Genomic DNA, 17485 nt, shown 5'->3' on the forward strand with positions numbered 1-17485 from the left:
ATGATCCTCAAAGACCGCATCGCCGTGGTGACAGGCGCCGGCTCCGGCATCGGACGTGCCGGCGCCATGATCATGGGCAGGGAAGGCGCGGTGGTCATTATCGCCGACAGGGATGAGGCCGCCGGCGAGGCAACGGCCGCGGATATCCGGGCGGCAGGCGGCCGGGCCGAGGCGATCGCGACCGACGTCTCGAACGACAATGCGGTCGACCAGCTCATCGTCGGTACGCTCGACAGATATCAACGCATCGACATCCTGCACAATCATGCCGGCATCCAGGTCGGCGGCACGCTGACCGAGGTCGAGACCGCCGGCATGGACGCCTCCTGGCGGGTCAATGTGCGGGCGCAATTCCTCGCGGCGAGGATCGTCATGCCGTCGATGATCGCGCAAGGCGGCGGCGTCATCCTCAACACGGCTTCGAATTCGGGTGTGTTCTACGACCGCGAGATGATCGCCTACGCGACGTCGAAGCACGCGGTGGTGGCGATGACCAGGCAGATGTCGCTCGACTATGCCCGGCACAATGTGCGCGTCAACGCGCTCTGCCCGGGCTGGGTCGACACCCCATTCAACGAGCCGTTCATCGCCCAGATGGGCGGACGCGAGGCGATCGAAACCTATGTCCGCACCAAGATCCCGATGGGGCGCTGGGCGGTGGCCGAAGAGATCGCCGAGGCGATCCTGTTCCTCGTCTCGGACCGTTCATCCTTCATGACCGGGCAGGCGCTGGTGATAGATGGCGGCGAGAGCATCGGCTGACGCTGCTTTCATCGATCGACCTTTCCATTTAAGCCGCTTTTTCTGTCGTTTCGCTGGATGCCGGACGGCACAAGACCAAGGTCTAGCGGGCATGGGACTTCAGTGCCATGCTAGGTCACAGGGTGTTTTTCTGTTTCTTTTCAACTTGTTATGCGTACGGCACAGCGCGCGCTCTCGGATTGAGACCGCATTTGTCTAAAGTTTACCGGGTATCATTAGCGATTTCTCATACGCAGGTGGTTCAGCGGTGGGCGAGTGCGGCGATTCCCGAGGAGATTACCATGACAAACCGGAAAACACTGTTCGCGGCCGTTGCCGCATTGGCGCTTCTGGCGTCTCCGGCGCTCGCCGGCAATGGGCATGGCAATGGCGGCGGCAATGCTGGAGGCAATGGCGGCGGCAATGGCAATGGCAATGGCGGCACCCATGGGAATGGCAACGGCAACAGCGGTGCTTCGCACGGCAAGTCGTCGTCGGCACCGGGCCGGGCAGGCAAGACGGAAACGGACACAACGGCCGACACCACGGTTGACACGGACACAAAGGTCTCATCCGTACCCAAGGACAAGAACATCCACGCCAAGCTCGGCCGGCTGAACTCGCTGCAGCGCAACGTCAACGCCTATACGCACTCCAAGAGCAAGAAGTTCGCCGCCATTCAGGCATTCGTGACGCAGTCCGCGAAAGCCAAGAATGCGCAGGCCGCGGCTGCGGCGGCCGCTGCTACGGCTGCCGCGGCCCAGGCTCAACTGGATACGCTGAATTCGCAGTTGAGCGCACTGACGTCGCTGTCTCAGGCCGAAATCGACGCCATGACACCTGAACAGCAGGCGGCCCTGCCCGGCCAGATATCGGCGCTGCAGGCTGACATCACCGCCCAGCAGGCGGTGGTCGACGCCGACAATACGGCGGCCGATGAGGCCGTGGCCGCGGCTGCCGCTGCAGCGGTAGGCACCGATGATGCATCGCTCGACGCGGCGCTGACGGACATGGCCAACAAACCGGTCGACGCCGGGGTCACGGCCTGGGCCCAAGGTGTTCTTGCCGGCAAGATCGACCAGACGGCGGCCAAGCTTCAGGCGGGAACGACGCCGTAGCGGTTCGTCGCTGAAAAGGCAGTAGTCACCAAAGGAGATGCCGCTGGGCTTGGCCCGGCGGCATTGTTGTCCTCCTGGAGCCGCTGCCGTTCAACGACAACGCAGAACCGCTCCTCGCTTCGGCCCGATTGCCGGCGAAAATCGCTAGACATTTTTCCTGGAATTGCATGGCGCGGCCAATCTGCTGCTGGCGTCCTTGGCGCAGTGCCGCGACTGACGACCTATCTGCGTTCGATCGGCGATACGGCGACGAGACTCGACCGGATCGAGCCGGAGCGACGTCGAACGGCGCGGCTCTGCCGCGCCGCCGGTTTTACACACACCCAGCCGCTCCGACTCATGCATCAACGTCTTCCGGCTGAAGCAATCGTTGCGCGAGCACCTCAATACACTCGACCATCTCGACAACCGGCGATATGAACTGGGTGCCGATCTGTTTCGCATCCACCTGCGCCTCTCCCGCAGCCGGCGACCGCAGGCGGCCAGGCACGGAGCCGCACTGTTCGGCGTGATCAGCCGGCCGGATTGAAGAGGATGAATTGACGCGTAAAGCCAGCCCGACCGTCGCGCTGTTTTCCAAGGCGGGCCCTGGCGCCGCGCTGAACTGCATTGGCATCGCACAGGCCTTGCGCGCCCGGGGCGTCCAGCCTTCATCCACCATTGCGCGGTGCCCGATAACGTCTACGTCGACGCTTGGGTTCCGCAGCCCTCGGTGGCGCCGAAGTCTGACCTGTTCATCCACGTCGGCAATAACAGCTTTTGCGAGGCGCTGCGCTTCGGCGTGCCGTCGCTGATCATGCCCTATTGCTGGGACGGGCACGACAATGCGCCACGCGCCGGAGAAACCGGCGTCGGCGATCATATCGGCCGCGATGGCTGGACCGAAGGGGGATTGAAGAGAGCCATTCTCGGCCTGCTGGCCGATGACGCCATGCGCGCCCGCCTCAGGGACAATGCAGCCCGGATGGCGCTGCAACCCGGAACGGAAATGGCCGCGCAAGCCATACTCTCTCTCTGATACGGACTTGAACGAAATGCCCGACAAAAACACTAACACCGCGACCAACGACCCCAAGGCCTGGCTCACGCAGCACGGCATCACCGAGGTCGAATGCCTGGTGCCCGACATGAACGGCGTGTTGCGCGGCAAGGCGCTGCCGACCGCCAAACTCCTCAAGGCGCTGGAAGACCGCGCGCTCTATCTGCCGAGCAGCGCCTTCCTGGTCAGCATCGACGGTCGCTATTCCGGCTCTATCGACGAGGGTTTTGCTTATTCGGACCCCGACATGCGCATGGTGCCTGATGTCTCGACGCTGTGCCTGGCGCCGGGTGCGGGGGCGGGCAAGGCCTATGTCTTCGCCGACGCGTTCCACATGGACGGCAGGCCATGGATGGCCTCGCCACGCCACGTGCTGCGCGCCGTGCTCGATCTCTATCGCCAGCGCGGCTGGCGCGCGGTGGTGGCGCCGGAACTCGAATTCTATCTGATCGCGCCGAACCCCGATCCGGACAAACCGCTGACCGCCCCGGTCGGCGCCAATGGTCGCGCCGAGGGTGTGCAGCATCCCTATGACATGGCAGCGCTGGAAGAATTCGAGCCGGTGATCCGGCGCATCTACGACTATTCAGCGGCGGCCGGTCTGCCGCTGGATACGCTGATCCATGAATCGGGCACGGCGCAGCTGGAAATCAACCTGCTGCATGGCGACGCCCTGCCGCTGGCCGACCAGGTGCTTTTGTTCAAGCGGTTTACGCGGCAGGCCGCGCAGCAATGCGGCATGCATGCGACTTTCATGGCCAAGCCGATCACGGCGCAAGCCGGCAGCTCGATGCATCTGCACATGTCGGTCGTCGACGAGGCCGGCAACCCGCTTTTCGCCAGCGGCGACGATGCCGATACCGGGATGTTTGGACACTTCATCGGCGGCTTGCAGAAATATGTTCCGGAAATCATGCCGCTGTTCGCGCCAAACGTGAACTCTTTCCGCCGCATAAGGCCCAACCACAGCGCACCCGCCAATATCGAGTGGTCGCACGACAACCGCTCCTGCGGCCTGCGCGTGCCGGCGGGAGGACGCGCCGCGCGGCGGGTGGAGAACCGGCTGCCTGGGGCGGATTGCAATCCCTATCTGGCGATCGCCGGGTCTCTGCTTGCCGGCTATCTGGGCGTCGAGCAGAAACTGCCGCGCTCGGCCGAGGCGTCGGGCAACGCCTACAAGATCAGGAGCACGCTGCCGAAGACCATGGAGGAGGCACTCGACCGCTTCGCCGCCTGCGGCCCGGTACGCGAATTGCTCGGCGAGGACTTCTTCCAGACCTATCTGCGCGTCAAGAGCGTCGAACTCGACCTATTCCAAAGCGTGGTGACGAGCTGGGAACGCGATCACCTCTTGCTGAAGGTGTGATGATGGAATCTTTAACGGGGTTCAATTCCGGTCTCGATATCGGCAAATCCTACTACGTCGCCACCGCCAATCCGGCGCCGGACCATCCGGCGCTCGTCGGCGATGTCGAAACCGATCTGGTCGTCGTCGGCGGCGGCTGCACCGGGCTGTCGGCCGCCCTTCACGCCGCAGAACGCGGGCTGAAGGTGGTGCTGCTCGAAGGCGGCAAGGTCGGCTGGGGCGCATCGGGCCGAAATGGCGGCCAGATGATCCCCGGTCTGCGCAAAGGCGCCAAGGGTCTGGTCAAGATCTACGGAGCCGAGCGGGCCAAGATGCTGTTCGATCTCGCTTTCGAAGCGCGCCGCCTGGTGCTCGAGCTCATCGAGCGCAATGCCATCGAGTGCGATCTAAGGCTGACCGGCCATCTGGTCGGCGCGGTCAACGGATCCGATCTCAGGGATCTGGAAGAAGAGGCCAAGTGCCTCGAGAGCGCGATGAAATTCCGCGAGGTCGAGATACTCTCGGCGGCGGCGGCTCGGGCCAAGGTCGACACGCCTTATCATGGCGCCATGTATGAGCCGCTCGGCGGCCACATGCACCCGCTCAACTACACGCTTGGGCTTGCCCGCGCGGCTGTGGCGGCCGGCGTGTTCATCCACGAAAATTCGGTGGCCGTGAAGCTGGAGCGCGAACCCTCGATCCGGGTCTCGACGGCAAAGGGATCGGTGCGGGCCCGACATGTCGTGCTGGCGGGCGACGCGCTGCTCAACGGGCTGGAGCCGCGCGTCAACAGCCGCATCATGCCGGTCGGTAACTACATTGTCGCTACCGAGCCGCTGGAGGGCGCGCGAAACGTCATCCCGGCCAATGTCGCGGTGTCCGATACACGCTTCGTCGTCAACTATTACCGGATGTCCGCGGATGGACGCCTGCTGTTCGGCGGCGGCGAGCGCTACACGCCGTCACCGCCGGCCGACATTGCCGGTTTCGTGCGGCCGCACATGGAGAGCACCTTTCCGCAACTCAAGGGCTGCCGCATCGATCATGCCTGGGGCGGGCTGGTGTCGGTAACGACCTCGCGGCTGCCGCATGTCGGGCATTATGGCGAAGTCTATTTCGCGCACGGCTATTCCGGCAAGGGCGTCATCCTGTCGACGCTCTCGGGCAAGCTTTTGGCCGAGGCGATCACCGGCGACGCCTCACGGCTCGACCTGTTCTCGACGTTGACACCAATGCCGTACCCGGGAGGCACGGCGCTGCGCGGGCCGCTCTATGTGCTGGGCATGCTTTGGTACGCGATGCGGGATAGGATCAAGCATTGAGGGGTGTGTAGTTTCGCCACTTTCAGACCCTGGCGGGACGGCCTTTTTGAATCGGAGCCCGATCAATGGTCAAATTCCTGCCGCTCAAGCAGGCCGTTGCGGAGAACCTCAACGATGGCGACGTGGTCGCCTTCGAAGGCTTCACCCATCTGATCCCGACAGCCGCAGCGCATGAGGCGATCCGCCAGGGGTTTCGCGACCTAACCCTGATCCGCATGACGCCGGACCTGATCTACGACCAGATGATCGGCATGGGCATGGCCAAGAAGATCGTCTTCTCTTATCTCGGCAATCCCGGTGTCGGCCTGCTGCGGCGCGCCCGCGATGCGATCGAGAACGGGTTTCCCCGGTCGATCGAGGTCGAGGAACACAGCCATGCCGGCATGGCCAATGCCTATGAGGCGGGCGCGGCCGGCCTGCCCTGCGCGGTGTTCCGCGGCTACCGCGGCACCGGGCTGACTGATGTCAATCCGAACATCAAATCGGTGACTTGTCCGTTCAGCGGCGAGGTGCTGGCGGCCGTGCCTTCCATCCGGCCCGATACCACTTTCATCCATGCGCAGAAAGCCGACCGGAAAGGCAATGTGCTGGTAGAGGGCATCATCGGCATCCAGAAGGAAGCGGTCCTGGCGGCCAAACGCGCCGTGGTGACGGTCGAGGAGGTGGTCGACAATTTTGACGATCTCCATCCCAATCTGACCGTGCTGCCGCGTTGGGCGATCGCGGCGATCTCGGTCGTGCCGGGCGGTTCGCACCCCTCCTATGCCCATGGCTATTACGCGCGCGACAACGCGGCCTATCTCGAATGGGACGAGATTGCCGCCGACCGCGAAAAATTCCGGGCCTGGATGCAGGCCAACGTGATCGAGAAGAGCGCCGACGATTTCGCGGCCCGGGTCGATCATTTGAGGAAAGCGGCATGAGCGACAATCATCTCGGCTTCACCCCCAATGAGATGATGACCATCGCCGCAAGCCGGGCGCTGAGGAATGACGACGTCTGCTTCGTCGGCATCGGCGCGCCGTCCGCGGCCTGCAACGTCGCGCGGCTGACGCATGCGCCCGACATCACCTTGATCTATGAGAGCGGCACGATCGGGACGGTGCCCGACGTGCTGCCGCTGTCGATCGGCGATGGCGAATTGTGCGAAACCGCCGTCACCACCGTAGCCGTGCCGGAGATGTTCCGCTACTGGCTGCAGGGCGGCCGCATTTCGATCGGCTTTTTGGGCGCGGCGCAACTCGACAAGTTCGGCAACATCAACACCACGGTCATCGGCGACTATTTCCATCCCAAGACCCGACTGCCCGGCGGCGGTGGCGCACCGGAGATCGCGACGTCGTCGAAAGAGATCTACATCACCATGGCGCAAACCAAGCGCGGCATGGTCGAGAAGATCGATTTTTTTACCTCCTTCGGCCATGGCGAGGGCGGCGACCACCGACAGCGGTTGGGCATCCATACATCCGGCCCGACATTGCTGATTACCGATCTCGCCATGTGGAAGCCGGATCCGGTGACCAAGGAATTCACCGTTGTCTCTCTTCATCCCGGGGTCACCCGTCAGCAGGTGCAGGAGAGCTGTGGCTGGGTCGTTAAGTTCGCCGAGGCGCTTGACGAAACACCGGCGCCAAGCGAACTCGAACTCGCGACATTGCGCGACCTGCAGGCCCGCACCAAGGCGGCGCATGAGGGAACCGGAAAAACAAAGGCTGCATAAAATGGCCGAGGCCTATATCTGCGACTACATCCGCACGCCGATCGGTCGCTTCGGCGGTTCGCTGTCTTCGGTTCGTGCCGACGACCTTGCTGCCATCCCCTTGAAGGCGCTGGCCGAACGCAATCCCGGCATCGACTGGCAGCGGATCGACGACGTTGTCTATGGTTGCGCCAACCAGGCCGGCGAGGACAACCGCAACGTGGCACGCATGGCCTTGCTGCTGGCTGGACTGCCGAAGGAGATACCGGGCTCGACGGTCAATCGCCTGTGCGGCTCGGGCATGGATGCGCTGACCATCGCGGCGCGTGCCATCAAGGCCGGCGAGGCGGAACTGATGATCGCGGGTGGTGTCGAATCGATGAGCCGCGCGCCTTTCGTCATGCCCAAGGCCGACACCGCCTTCTCGCGCAATGCCGAGATTTACGACACCACCATTGGCTGGCGCTTCGTCAACCAGCTGATGAAGAGGCAATACGGCGTCGATTCCATGCCGGAGACCGGCGAGAATGTGGCGGGAGACTTCGCGGTTTCCCGCTCGGACCAGGATGCCTTTGCCGTGCGCAGCCAGGACAAGGCTGTCGCCGCACAAGCCAATGGCCGGCTGGCGAAGGAGATCACCCCGGTGACCATCCCGCAGCGCAAGGGCGATGCGGTCATCGTGTCAAAGGATGAACATCCTCGCGCCGGCACAACCGTCGAGGCGCTGGCCAAATTGCCGACGCCGTTCCGGCAAGGTGGCACGGTGACAGCCGGCAATGCGTCGGGCGTCAATGACGGCGCGGCGGCACTGATCGTTGCCTCGGAAGCGGCGGTGAAGACATACGGGCTGACGCCGATCGCCCGTATTCTTGGCGGGGTCGCCGCCGGGGTCGCGCCGCGCATCATGGGCATCGGTCCGGCGCCAGCGACGCAGAAGCTCTGCGCGCGGCTTGGCCTGACGCCGCAACAATTCGATGTCATCGAACTCAACGAAGCCTTTGCCTCGCAAGGCATCGCCGTGCTGCGCCAGCTCGGTATTGCCGAGGATGCGCCGCATGTGAACCCGAATGGCGGCGCCATCGCACTTGGCCATCCCCTGGGCATGTCGGGCGCGCGCATATCCGGCACGGCGGCGCTGGAGCTGCGTGAGCGCGGCGGCCGCTACGCGCTGGCCACCATGTGCATCGGCGTCGGCCAGGGCATTGCCATCGCCCTCGAACGGGCCTGAGCAATCGCCCTTCCTGGCTGGGCCAGGAGAGTGGATATGCTCGAGCCTGCCAAATTTGACCATGTGGACAAAAGTCCGGACCCGTTCCATAGTTCCCTGTCTGATTTCAGGAACGGCCGGCTCGACAAGGCTGTCAAACAGAGGGGCACTTCAATGGAAGACCGGAAGAACAGATCTCATTCGATGCGCGAAGGGCTGTCGCGGCGCAACGTGCTGGAGCTCGGCGCGCTTGGCCTGGCCGCGACGATGCTGCCGGGTGCGGCCCACGCGGCGGGCAAAAAACTGAAGGTGGCGGCGATCTTCGCCACGCCGATCGAGGAACCCTGGGACAACCAGATCCACGTCGCCTTGCAGAAGGCCGAGAAGGAATTGGGCATCGAATACAAATGGTCGGAAAAGGTCCAGACCGCCGACTTCAGCCGCGTCATGCGCGAATATGCGCAGGGCGGGTACCAGCTGGTGCTGGGCGATGCCTTCGCCGCCGAGCGTGAATCGCGCCGCACGGCAAAGCAGTTTCCCAAGACAGCCTGGCTGTTCGGCTCTGGCGCCGGGCCGGCCGAGCCGAATTTCGGCGTGTTCGACAACTGGATCCACGAGCCCGCCTATCTCTCCGGCATGATCGCCGGCAAGATGTCGAAGTCAGGCACGGTCGGCGCGGTGGCGGCGATGGGCATTCCGGAAGTGAACCGGCTGGTCAACGCCTTCTTCGCCGGCGCCAAGGAGGTCAACCCGAACGTCAAGAAGAAGGTCGCCTTCATCGGCTCCTTCTTCGATCCGCCCAAGGCCAAGGAAGCCGCGGTGGCGCAGATCGATGCCGGGGTCGATGTCATCTATGCCGAGCGCTTCGGCGTCATCGAGGCGGCGGTGGAAAAGAAGATCTTCGCCATCTCCAACATGTCCGACCAGTCGAGTCTCGGCCCCGACACCGTCATCACCGGTCCGGTCTGGGACATGTACCCGACGGTCGAGCAGGCGATCAAGCTGGTCAAGGCCGGTGTCTACACGGCGCAGGATTATGGCGATTTCTCGCGCATGGCCAAGGGCGGTTCGTATCTGGCGCCCTTCCACAAGTTCGACAAGACCTTGCCCGCCGAGGTCAAGGATCTGGTCGAGAAGAAGAAGGCCGAGATCCTGGAAGGCAATTTCCGCGTCGACGTCGACGAGAACACGCCGGTTTCGGATTGACGCTAATGGTTGAGGGGCTGGCGCGTGGCGCCACCCTCTGTCCTGCCGGCCATCTCCCCCTCAAGGGGTGAGATTGCAGCTCGCCGGCAGTGCTTGTCTCTCCAAACGCTGGAGGTGCCGAGAGCCGAAGTGACATCTGATCTCCCCGCTTGAGGGGGAGATGGCCGGCAGGCCAGAGGGGGTGCAGCGCCGCTCTCCGGGGCTAAGCTGGATCGCAAAGTCAGGAGACCCCTTGCCGACGTCCGCCCTACTCATCGAAATGCGCGGCATCACCAAGACCTTCGGCGCCGTCAAGGCGAACGAGGCTGTGGATCTCAGCGTGGCGCCGGGCGAAATCCTCGGGCTGCTCGGCGAGAACGGCGCCGGCAAGACGACATTGATGAACGTGCTGTTCGGTGCCTACGCGGCGGATGCCGGTGAGATCCTGATCCAGGGCCAGCCAGTCAGGATCACCAGCTCGGCCGATGCGCTGGCCGCGGGCATCGGCATGGTGCATCAGCATTTTCATCTGGCGCCACGGCTCACCGTGCTGGAAAATCTGCTCATCGGTATTCCCGGCAAATCGGGACGGATCGACCGCAGCGCCGGGCTGGCGCGGCTTGCTGAAATCAGCAGCCAGCACGGGCTGACTCTCGATCCCAATCAGCCGGTCTCGGCGTTGTCGGTCGGCGAGCAACAGCGGCTCGAAATAGTCAAGGCGCTGTTTCGCGGCGCCAAGCTCTTGATCCTTGACGAACCGACGGCGGTGCTGGCGCCGAGCGAGGTCGACGGGCTGTTTTCGGCCCTACGCTCGATGGCGGCGCAAGGCCTGGGCATCATCTTCATCTCGCACAAGCTCAACGAGGTGCGGGCGCTGACCCATCGCTGCACCGTGCTGCGGCATGGCCGCGTCGCGGGCCGTGTCGACGACCCAGCCAACACGACGTCGGCTGCAATGGCTGAACTGATGTGCGGCCATGAGATCGTGCCGCCGGCAAGGGGATCGTCGATGCCCGGCGCCGATGTGCTGACGCTCGAAGGCATTTCAACCTCGAAGCATTCCGGCACGGCGTTGCGCGATGTCTCACTCGCGGTTCGTGCCGGCGAAATCCTCGGCATCGCCGGCGTCTCCGGCAACGGTCAGCGGGCGGTCGCGGAGATTATCTCGGGCACGCGTGCGCCCGACAGCGGTCTAATGACAATAGCGGGCAAACAGGTCGTGCGCTTCTCGCCGCGCGAAGTGCAGGCACTCGGCCTTGGCCGCATCCCGGAAGATCGCATGACGACGGGGCTGGTCACCAATTTGCCGCTCGCCGATTCGATGGTGCTGCCGCGCATCGGTACTTCAGCCTTCTCCGCCAAGGGCCTGCTCAAGCCGGATGCGATCCGCGCTTTCGCCGAAGAACAGATCAAGGCCTATGACATCAGATGTCCCGGGCCGATGACGCGCGCCGGCGCGCTGTCCGGTGGCAATCTGCAGAAGGCGCTTCTGGCGCGCGAGCTTGCTTTCGATCCGAAGGTGCTGATCGTCTCACAACCGACACGTGGCCTCGACATCGGTGCGGCGCGCTTCATCCATGAAAAATTCCTCGACATGCGCGCCAAGGGCTGCGGCATCATCGTCATCGGCGAGGATCTGGAGGAACTGCTGGTGCTGTGCGACCGCATCGCGGTGATGTATGAGGGCCGCATCGTCGGCACGCTGGACAGTGCCGACGCGACCGTCGCCCGGCTCGGCCTGCTGATGACGGGCGCGGAGGGCCACTGATGTTCCGCCTCGAAGTCCGCACGTCCACGCCCGCCTGGTTCAACCTCGCGCTGCCGCTGCTGGCGATTGTCGCTACGCTCATCCTGTGCAGCGGCCTGATCGCGCTGGCCGGGGCGGGGGTGTTCGAGTCCTACGGCGTGATGTTCACGGCCTCGCTTGGCGACAGCTACGCCATCACCGAAACGCTGGTCCGTGCCGCCCCGATGATCTTTACCGGGCTGGCGGTGGCGGTCGCCTTCCGCGCAAAGTTCTGGAACATCGGCGCGGAAGGGCAATTGCTGGCCGGCGCGGTGGCGAGCTGTTTCGTCGGTGCGATCCCGATGCCAGGACCGCTTGCCATGCTTTTCATGGCTCTGGCGGGGGCGGCCGCGGGCGCGGCGGTCGCGCTGGTGCCTGCGACGCTGCGCGTAAAGTTCAAGGTCGAGGATGTCGTGAGCTCCTTGCTGCTCAATTCGGTCATCTATTATGCCCTGATGGCGCTGATCGAGGGACCGTGGAAGGACAGCTTCAGCGGCTATCCGATCTCGCCGCCGATCGAGGATTCGGCGAACTTTCCGGTGCTGGTCGAAGGCACGCGGCTGCATCTCGGTGTGGTCGCGGCGCTTATCGCGGCCCCGTTGGTCTGGTTCCTGATCGTGCGCACGACGCTGGGCTTCCGGATCAGGGTCACCGGCGAAAACCCGGAAGCGGCACGCTATGGCGGCATCCATGTCGAGCGCGTGCTGCTGTCGACGGCGCTGCTGTCGGGCGCGTTGGCGGGGCTGGCCGGCGTCGGCGAGGTCGGCGGCGTGCATTTCCAGGTGATGAGCGATATCTCGCCGGGCTACGGCTATTCCGGCATTGTCGTCGCCATGCTGGCGCGGCTCAACCCGCTCGGCGTCGTGCCGGCGGCGATCTTCCTCGCAGCCGTGATGACCGGCGCCGAGGCTATGTCGCGCGCGACCGGCGTGCCGGCATTCCTCAGCGACGTCATCCAGGGCACGGCGCTGCTCGCCATGCTGGTGGCGCTGCTGTTCACGGCCTATCGTATCCGCCGCGTCGGAGCCATTGGATGAGCGCGGTGTTCGAACAGATTTTTCAGGTCGGCTTTCTCGCCGCCATCATCCGCATCGCCACGCCGCTAGCCTTTGCGACGCTCGGCGAAATGTTCTCCGAACGGGCCGGCGTGCTCAATCTCGGCATCGAAGGCATCATGCTGCTCTGCGCCATGACCGGCTTCACCGCCACCAGCCTCAGTGGAAGCCTGTGGCTCGGTGTGCTGGTGGCGGTGCTGACCGGCATGCTGATGGGCGCGCTGCATGCGCTGTTCACGGTAGTGCTCGGCCTCAGCCAGCATGTCTGCGGCATCGGCGTCACGCTGTTCTCGTCGGGGCTGGCCTATTTCCTCTACCGGCTGATCTTCGGCCAGCAATCGGTGCCGCCGAGCATCAAGGGATTTCAGACGCTGCCGATCCCGGTTTTCTCGGACATTCCCGTGCTGGGACCCGCGGTGTTCAACCAGTTCGCGCTGGTCTACATGGCCATCCTGGCCATTCCTCTGGCGGCCTTCATCCTTTACCGCACCCCCTGGGGGCTGTCGGTGCGCATGGTCGGCGAGAACCCGCGCGCGGCCGACTCTGCCGGCGTCAGCGTGATTGCCACGCGCTTCCAGGCCGTCATTCTCGGCGGCGCCCTGATGGGGCTCGCTGGTGCTTTCCTTTCGATGGCGCAGTTCAACGCCTTCACCTTCGGCGTCGTTTCCGGGCGCGGCTGGGTGGCGATCGCGCTGGTCGTCTTCGGCCGTTGGGATCCCTGGCGCTCGGCAGGGGCCGCGCTGCTGTTCGCCTTCGTCGATGCCTTGCAATTGCGCATGCAGGCGAGCGGCCTCGGCCACATCCCTTACGAGGCGTTCCTGATGCTGCCGTTCATCTTCACCATCGTCGCCATGGCCGTCATGTCGCGCAACGCGATGGCGCCGTCAGCGCTGCTCAAGCCGTTTCGAAGGGAAGAGCGATAGACTCAGGATTGGGTGTCCTTCCTATCCCTCCGGAGGGGGAGAGGAAGGGCGTCAAGCTGTCCCGGGATGAAGACTGGACCTTGGGACGCCTCACATCGCTGTAAACCCATTATCGACAAACAGATGCGTGCCGTTGACGAAACTGGACTCGTCGCTGGCCAGGTAAAGCGCTGCCTTCGCCACCTCTTCAGGCTCGCCGATGCGGCCCTGCTGCGCCGCAAGTGCGGCATCGGATACATCGACGCCGAGCTTACCGAGATCGGCAACTTCCCGCAGACCGTGCGGCGTGCGGATGAAACCGGGGCAAACCGCGTTGCAACGGATGTTGCGGTCGCGGAATTCCACCGCGATGGCGCGGGCGAACATGTGGCAGGCGCCCTTGGTGGTGTCGTAGAGCACTTCGTTCGGCGTTGCCGCCACCGCCGAGATCGACGAGGTGCAGACGATCGAGCCCCCGGCCGCCGCGATCATCCCGGGCAGCACGGCACGCGTCATGAGGAACATCGAGCGCACATTGACGGCGTGCAGCCAGTCCCATTCCTGAACCGTCGTCTCCAGGAACGGCTTAATCACGATGGTGCCGGCATGGTTGAACAGCACGGTGACAGGTCCGAGCTTTTCGGTCGCCCCTGTAACCGCAGCCGCGACCTGGGCCTCATCAGACACGTCGGCCACCCAGTGTTCGGCTACGTGTCCCCGCGCGCGTATCGCGGCCGCGGTTGCCGCGGCGGCCGCACCGTTGCGGTCGATGATCGCCACCTTGGCGCCTTCGGCGGCGAACAGTTCCGAGGCCGCGCCCCCCATTCCCGTCGCGCCGCCCGAAATGATGGCGACCTTGCCGGCCAGTCTTGTGCCCATTTTTCTGCTCCCGTTTGGATAATCAGGTTGACTGACAGCGATGCTATCCCCTCCTGAACCGACTGGCCAATGCACGAAATAGGCGCAGCAATGACAAGCACCTAGGTCCCTCGCATGCGCATGGAGCGATGCCGCCGCGCTCTTCCGATCTGTTGCCGGGACCCATGCCAACAGCAACTTCACACCAATTTTCGGCTCTCTATGAGAAAATAATTCTGCCAGTTGCACGAAAATAGCAATCGACAAAGTCTACAAATTTTATAGATTAAGCGGCAAGACGGAGGTCGACATGTCCTATTTGCAGAACGCCCAGACCGACAGCAACGGCCAGCGAGTGGCCAATGCCCAGGGCTTTCGCCCGGCCTATGCCGGCGCTTTCGCCTATCTCGTCTTTGCCCTTGCGTTCGTGTTCACCGGGGCAGTCGTGCTGGGCCTTATTCCCTAAGGCGCGGGATCGACAGGGGCTGCTGCCCCACAGCTTTCAGGCAATCGGAGTTGCAGGCAATCGGAGTTGAATGAGCCGGATCCCGGAGCGTTTTCGCGCGCCTGAGGATTTGCATTTCACAGCATCAGTGATTCCAGTGATGGAGGAGATGACAATGCCGATCGAATTCACGCATATACCCGGCAAGACCGCCGACGCGGCGGTTCCCTTTTTCTATGACTTCGCCGAGACCTCGACCAAGCTCGGGCTGATCGAGGACGGCGGTTTCCAGAAGATCGTCGTCGACGATTCGGCCGGGCTGCTGACCAACATGGATCTTGCGTCGCAGGTGCTCAACCGCACCGGTTCGCTGGAAGTGGTGCTCACCCACTGGGCCGGCGTGATCGAACCGACGGTGGCTGCCCGCCAGCTGGCCTCCATCGACAGGCAGAGCGGCGGACGGCTGGCGCTCAGGATGATCAGCGAGCCCTTGAACGACGACGATGCCGAGACGCGGCCGGTCGGACATGGCGTCGTCTGGCAGCGCATCGACGAATATCTGGTGCTGTTGAAGCGGCTGTGGTCGAACGACCGGCCCTTCGATCACGAAGGCGCGTTCTACAGCATCAAAAACGGTTATGTGCCGCGCAAGGGCCCACATGGCGCCGACCTCTTGGTGCGCATGGGCGGGCAATCCGGAACGGCGCTGAAGGTGGCCGGCCGGCATGCCGATGTCTTCGAACTGGCGCCGGGGCCGATCGACGATATCAGGCAATTAATGGAGCGGGCACGTGGCGCCGCGGCCGAACATGGCCGTGCCGGCAAACTGCGCTTCGCGCTTCCGGTCAGGATCCACCAGGGTGTTTCCGCCGCCGGCCACAAGGCCGTGGACCTATCCGGCCCGCCGGCCCAGGTCGCGCTGTCGCTGCTCGCCTATGCCGGGCTCGGAATCGATGAGTTCATGATCGTCGGCGTCGACACGCCGCGCGAGATCGCGACAGCCGGCCGGGAAACATTGGCGCTGCTGCGCAACTCGCTGGCGCGCCGGGAGGCCAGCGAGTTCCAGCCTGGAGCTTATGCCCCTCGCCCAGGATTGGAGACGCGAGCAGCGGGGTGAAGCCCATCAATCGTCTGTTGCTTCAGGCCTGTCGCCAAGCCGCGACAGGCCCTTAATGACAGCGTCCGAATCGGCCAGCACGCCGAAGACGCCGTCCTCGACCGTCACCATGTGCAACGCCGCTTCATGCGCTTGTCTGTCGCCGCTGGCGCAGGCGTCCGAAATCGTCAGGCACTGGAAATTGCGGTCACAGGCCTCGCGCAGCGTGGTGTGGACGCAGACATCCGTCGTGCATCCGGAAAACATCAGATGCGTGATGCCTTGCGCACGCAGCACAAGCTCGAAATCCGTATAGGTGAAGGCGCTGTTGCAGGTCTTGTCGACGATGATGTCGTGCGGCGCGACGTCGATCTCCGGAACGATCTGGAACCCAGCGCCTGAGCGCAGCAGGACGTCGGTGCCGTCGAGGCCGGAACGCTTGCGGCGCCATTTCTCGTAGGGCATCATGTCGGCCATGTCGGCGCGGTAACCCTGTCTGGTGTGGATGACCCTGACGCCGGCTTTGCGCGCGGCGGCGATCAGGCGGTTCACGACGGGCAGGATCGCCCGCAGCGGCGATGGGTCATACCCCTTCCTGGCGAAATAGCCCGATGTCGACAGGAAATCCTGTTGCAGGTCGATGACGACCAGCGCGGTGTTTTCGGTAACCAGCCGGCCGTCATAAGGGTAGTCGAAGGGTGTCGCGTTGATCATCCGGAGCTCCTTGCCGCCGGCTCACCCTAGCGTGTCCGCATCGATGCGGCGACACCTGGTGCCGACATGCGGTCCGGGCCGGAGATCGCCGGCGCGGATCGGCCGGCTGCGCGAACGACGGCCCGTACGCGGCAACAATGACGCCCGCCCTGGAGCGTTTCAGTTTTGCGGCGCATTCCCAAATTGCCGAGTGTTGCGGTCACCTTAAATCTTGACTATTAAGTTCATGTTTCATAGTCAACCGGGCACCTGCCTCCGCAGCCAGGATCGGAATGCGGTGGCCGGGCTGGAGAAATGCCGTGACCATGGGCGAAGCCGATAGCCAGACAGCATTCGATATCGATGCAGTGTGTTTCGCCGTCAACGGGCGGACGCTGCTCGGTCCGGTCTCGCTCGAATTGCGGCGCACGCGCGTCTACGGGCTGATCGGCCATAATGGTTCGGGCAAATCGACGCTGATCAAGCTTTTGGCGCGCCAGCAGCCGGCAAGCTCCGGCGCCATCACTTTCGCCGCGCGGCCGCTATCCCAATGGGGCGCGCGCGAGCTGGCGCGGGCTCTTGCCTATCTGCCGCGGACGACGCCGGCGGCGACGGGCTTGACCGTGCGCGAGCTGGCAACGCTTGGACGCTATCCATGGCACGGCGCGCTTGGGCGTTTCGGCGTCATGCTGCTCGACGAGCCGATCTCGGCGCTCGACCTCGCACATCAGGTCGCGGTGCTGGGCCTGGTCAGGGAGCTCAGCCGCAAGCGCGACTGTGCGTCGTCGTGGTGCTGCACGACCCCAACATGGCGGCGCGCTACCGCGATGAGCTGATCGCGCTGAAGGACGGCAAGCTGCTGACGCGCGGCACACCGGACGAAATCATGCGGAGCGATGTGCTCAAGGACATTTTCTGCGTCGAGATAGGTGTGTTCGCGCATCCCGTCACCGGCCAACCCGTCGGTCATGTGCGGTGAAGTCGTCGCCAGCGA

17 protein-coding genes and 1 pseudogene are annotated in these 17485 nt (G+C 64.1%); 15 read left to right on the forward strand and 3 right to left on the reverse strand.

The window, feature by feature from the left end:
* Positions 1-762 carry a glucose 1-dehydrogenase gene (locus X739_RS150890; protein WP_023771843.1) on the forward strand — a complete coding sequence of 254 codons (762 nt, stop codon included), beginning with the start codon at positions 1-3 and terminating at the stop codon, positions 760-762.
* A gap of 281 nt (positions 763-1043) precedes the next feature.
* Positions 1044-1859 (forward strand): hypothetical protein, encoded by an 816-nt coding sequence (locus X739_RS150885; RefSeq protein WP_023771842.1) that lies wholly within the window; start codon positions 1044-1046, stop codon positions 1857-1859.
* A gap of 337 nt (positions 1860-2196) precedes the next feature.
* Here X739_RS150885 and X739_RS1000000169330 read toward each other — a convergent pair whose 3' ends face one another.
* The gene (locus X739_RS1000000169330; protein WP_023771841.1) at positions 2197-2520 is read right to left on the reverse strand and encodes a hypothetical protein; all 324 of its coding nucleotides are present in this window, start codon (positions 2518-2520) and stop codon (positions 2197-2199) included.
* 51 nt (positions 2521-2571) lie between these two features.
* On the opposite strand from X739_RS1000000169330, the gene X739_RS150875 reads away from it, so the two are divergent.
* The 10 genes from X739_RS150875 (at position 2572) to X739_RS150830 (ending at position 13420) form a co-directional block, all read left to right on the forward strand.
* Positions 2572-2877: a nucleotide disphospho-sugar-binding domain-containing protein gene (locus tag X739_RS150875; protein ID WP_031247853.1), complete on the forward strand. Its 306-nt coding sequence runs from the start codon at positions 2572-2574 to the stop codon at positions 2875-2877.
* A 16-nt stretch (positions 2878-2893) separates the two neighbouring features.
* A complete protein-coding gene (locus X739_RS150870; RefSeq protein WP_023771839.1) occupies positions 2894-4264 on the forward strand; it encodes a glutamine synthetase family protein in 1371 nt (456 codons plus the stop codon).
* A 2-nt stretch (positions 4265-4266) separates the two neighbouring features.
* Positions 4267-5565, forward strand: coding sequence for an FAD-binding oxidoreductase (locus X739_RS150865; RefSeq protein ID WP_031247852.1), 1299 nt, complete (start codon positions 4267-4269; stop codon positions 5563-5565).
* Between the two features lie 65 nt (positions 5566-5630).
* Entirely contained in the window at positions 5631-6488 is an 858-nt protein-coding gene (locus X739_RS150860; protein ID WP_023794804.1) for a CoA transferase subunit A, read from the forward strand.
* A complete protein-coding gene (locus tag X739_RS150855) occupies positions 6485-7285 on the forward strand; it encodes a CoA-transferase subunit beta (protein WP_023794805.1) in 801 nt (266 codons plus the stop codon). Before X739_RS150860 ends, X739_RS150855 begins: the two co-directional genes overlap by 4 nt.
* 1 nt (position 7286) lies before the next feature.
* On the forward strand, positions 7287-8492 hold the full coding sequence (gene pcaF / locus X739_RS150850; protein ID WP_023771835.1) for a 3-oxoadipyl-CoA thiolase: 1206 nt from the start codon (positions 7287-7289) through the stop codon (positions 8490-8492).
* Between the two features lie 153 nt (positions 8493-8645).
* Complete coding sequence (locus tag X739_RS150845) at positions 8646-9677, forward strand: BMP family protein (RefSeq protein ID WP_023771834.1); 1032 nt, start codon at positions 8646-8648, stop codon at positions 9675-9677.
* Positions 9678-9936: 259 nt separating this feature from the next.
* Complete coding sequence (locus tag X739_RS150840) at positions 9937-11424, forward strand: ABC transporter ATP-binding protein (protein ID WP_031247851.1); 1488 nt, start codon at positions 9937-9939, stop codon at positions 11422-11424.
* On the forward strand, positions 11424-12479 hold the full coding sequence (locus tag X739_RS150835; RefSeq protein ID WP_023794806.1) for an ABC transporter permease: 1056 nt from the start codon (positions 11424-11426) through the stop codon (positions 12477-12479). Before X739_RS150840 ends, X739_RS150835 begins: the two co-directional genes overlap by 1 nt.
* Positions 12476-13420: an ABC transporter permease gene (locus X739_RS150830; protein WP_023771831.1), complete on the forward strand. Its 945-nt coding sequence runs from the start codon at positions 12476-12478 to the stop codon at positions 13418-13420. Before X739_RS150835 ends, X739_RS150830 begins: the two co-directional genes overlap by 4 nt.
* 90 nt (positions 13421-13510) lie before the next feature.
* On the opposite strand, the gene X739_RS150825 is transcribed toward X739_RS150830, so the two are convergent.
* The gene (locus tag X739_RS150825; RefSeq protein WP_023771830.1) at positions 13511-14278 is read right to left on the reverse strand and encodes an SDR family oxidoreductase; all 768 of its coding nucleotides are present in this window, start codon (positions 14276-14278) and stop codon (positions 13511-13513) included.
* 289 nt (positions 14279-14567) lie between these two features.
* Between X739_RS150825 and X739_RS1000000168045 the strand changes: the two genes are divergently transcribed.
* Complete coding sequence (locus X739_RS1000000168045; protein WP_023771829.1) at positions 14568-14723, forward strand: hypothetical protein; 156 nt, start codon at positions 14568-14570, stop codon at positions 14721-14723.
* A gap of 154 nt (positions 14724-14877) precedes the next feature.
* Positions 14878-15819 carry an LLM class flavin-dependent oxidoreductase gene (locus X739_RS150820; RefSeq protein WP_023771828.1) on the forward strand — a complete coding sequence of 314 codons (942 nt, stop codon included), beginning with the start codon at positions 14878-14880 and terminating at the stop codon, positions 15817-15819.
* Positions 15820-15825: 6 nt separating this feature from the next.
* Here X739_RS150820 and X739_RS150815 read toward each other — a convergent pair whose 3' ends face one another.
* The gene (locus X739_RS150815; RefSeq protein ID WP_023771827.1) at positions 15826-16512 is read right to left on the reverse strand and encodes an isochorismatase family cysteine hydrolase; all 687 of its coding nucleotides are present in this window, start codon (positions 16510-16512) and stop codon (positions 15826-15828) included.
* A gap of 305 nt (positions 16513-16817) precedes the next feature.
* On the opposite strand from X739_RS150815, the pseudogene X739_RS01000000166125 reads away from it, so the two are divergent.
* Positions 16818-17470, forward strand: a pseudogene (locus X739_RS01000000166125) (ATP-binding cassette domain-containing protein).
* Positions 17471-17485 lie beyond the last annotated feature (15 nt).

The sequence above is a fragment of the Mesorhizobium sp. LNHC209A00 genome (assembly GCF_000502915.1).
Taxonomy (GTDB): Bacteria; Pseudomonadota; Alphaproteobacteria; order Rhizobiales; family Rhizobiaceae; genus Mesorhizobium.

What these genes read in the sequence shown, in the direction of transcription:
- X739_RS150890 (WP_023771843.1), top strand. Translation starts at nt 1, where the DNA reads ATGATCCTCAAAGACCGCATCGCCGTGGTGACAGGCGCCGGCTCCGGC.
- X739_RS150885 (WP_023771842.1), top strand. Translation starts at nt 1,044, where the DNA reads ATGACAAACCGGAAAACACTGTTCGCGGCCGTTGCCGCATTGGCGCTT.
- X739_RS1000000169330 (WP_023771841.1), bottom strand. Translation starts at nt 2,520, where the DNA reads ATGGTGGATGAAGGCTGGACGCCCCGGGCGCGCAAGGCCTGTGCGATG.
- X739_RS150870 (WP_023771839.1), top strand. Translation starts at nt 2,894, where the DNA reads ATGCCCGACAAAAACACTAACACCGCGACCAACGACCCCAAGGCCTGG.
- X739_RS150865 (WP_031247852.1), top strand. Translation starts at nt 4,267, where the DNA reads ATGGAATCTTTAACGGGGTTCAATTCCGGTCTCGATATCGGCAAATCC.
- X739_RS150860 (WP_023794804.1), top strand. Translation starts at nt 5,631, where the DNA reads ATGGTCAAATTCCTGCCGCTCAAGCAGGCCGTTGCGGAGAACCTCAAC.
- X739_RS150855 (WP_023794805.1), top strand. Translation starts at nt 6,485, where the DNA reads ATGAGCGACAATCATCTCGGCTTCACCCCCAATGAGATGATGACCATC.
- pcaF (WP_023771835.1), top strand. Translation starts at nt 7,287, where the DNA reads ATGGCCGAGGCCTATATCTGCGACTACATCCGCACGCCGATCGGTCGC.
- X739_RS150845 (WP_023771834.1), top strand. Translation starts at nt 8,646, where the DNA reads ATGGAAGACCGGAAGAACAGATCTCATTCGATGCGCGAAGGGCTGTCG.
- X739_RS150840 (WP_031247851.1), top strand. Translation starts at nt 9,937, where the DNA reads ATGCGCGGCATCACCAAGACCTTCGGCGCCGTCAAGGCGAACGAGGCT.
- X739_RS150835 (WP_023794806.1), top strand. Translation starts at nt 11,424, where the DNA reads ATGTTCCGCCTCGAAGTCCGCACGTCCACGCCCGCCTGGTTCAACCTC.
- X739_RS150830 (WP_023771831.1), top strand. Translation starts at nt 12,476, where the DNA reads ATGAGCGCGGTGTTCGAACAGATTTTTCAGGTCGGCTTTCTCGCCGCC.
- X739_RS150825 (WP_023771830.1), bottom strand. Translation starts at nt 14,278, where the DNA reads ATGGGCACAAGACTGGCCGGCAAGGTCGCCATCATTTCGGGCGGCGCG.
- X739_RS1000000168045 (WP_023771829.1), top strand. Translation starts at nt 14,568, where the DNA reads ATGTCCTATTTGCAGAACGCCCAGACCGACAGCAACGGCCAGCGAGTG.
- X739_RS150820 (WP_023771828.1), top strand. Translation starts at nt 14,878, where the DNA reads ATGCCGATCGAATTCACGCATATACCCGGCAAGACCGCCGACGCGGCG.
- X739_RS150815 (WP_023771827.1), bottom strand. Translation starts at nt 16,512, where the DNA reads ATGATCAACGCGACACCCTTCGACTACCCTTATGACGGCCGGCTGGTT.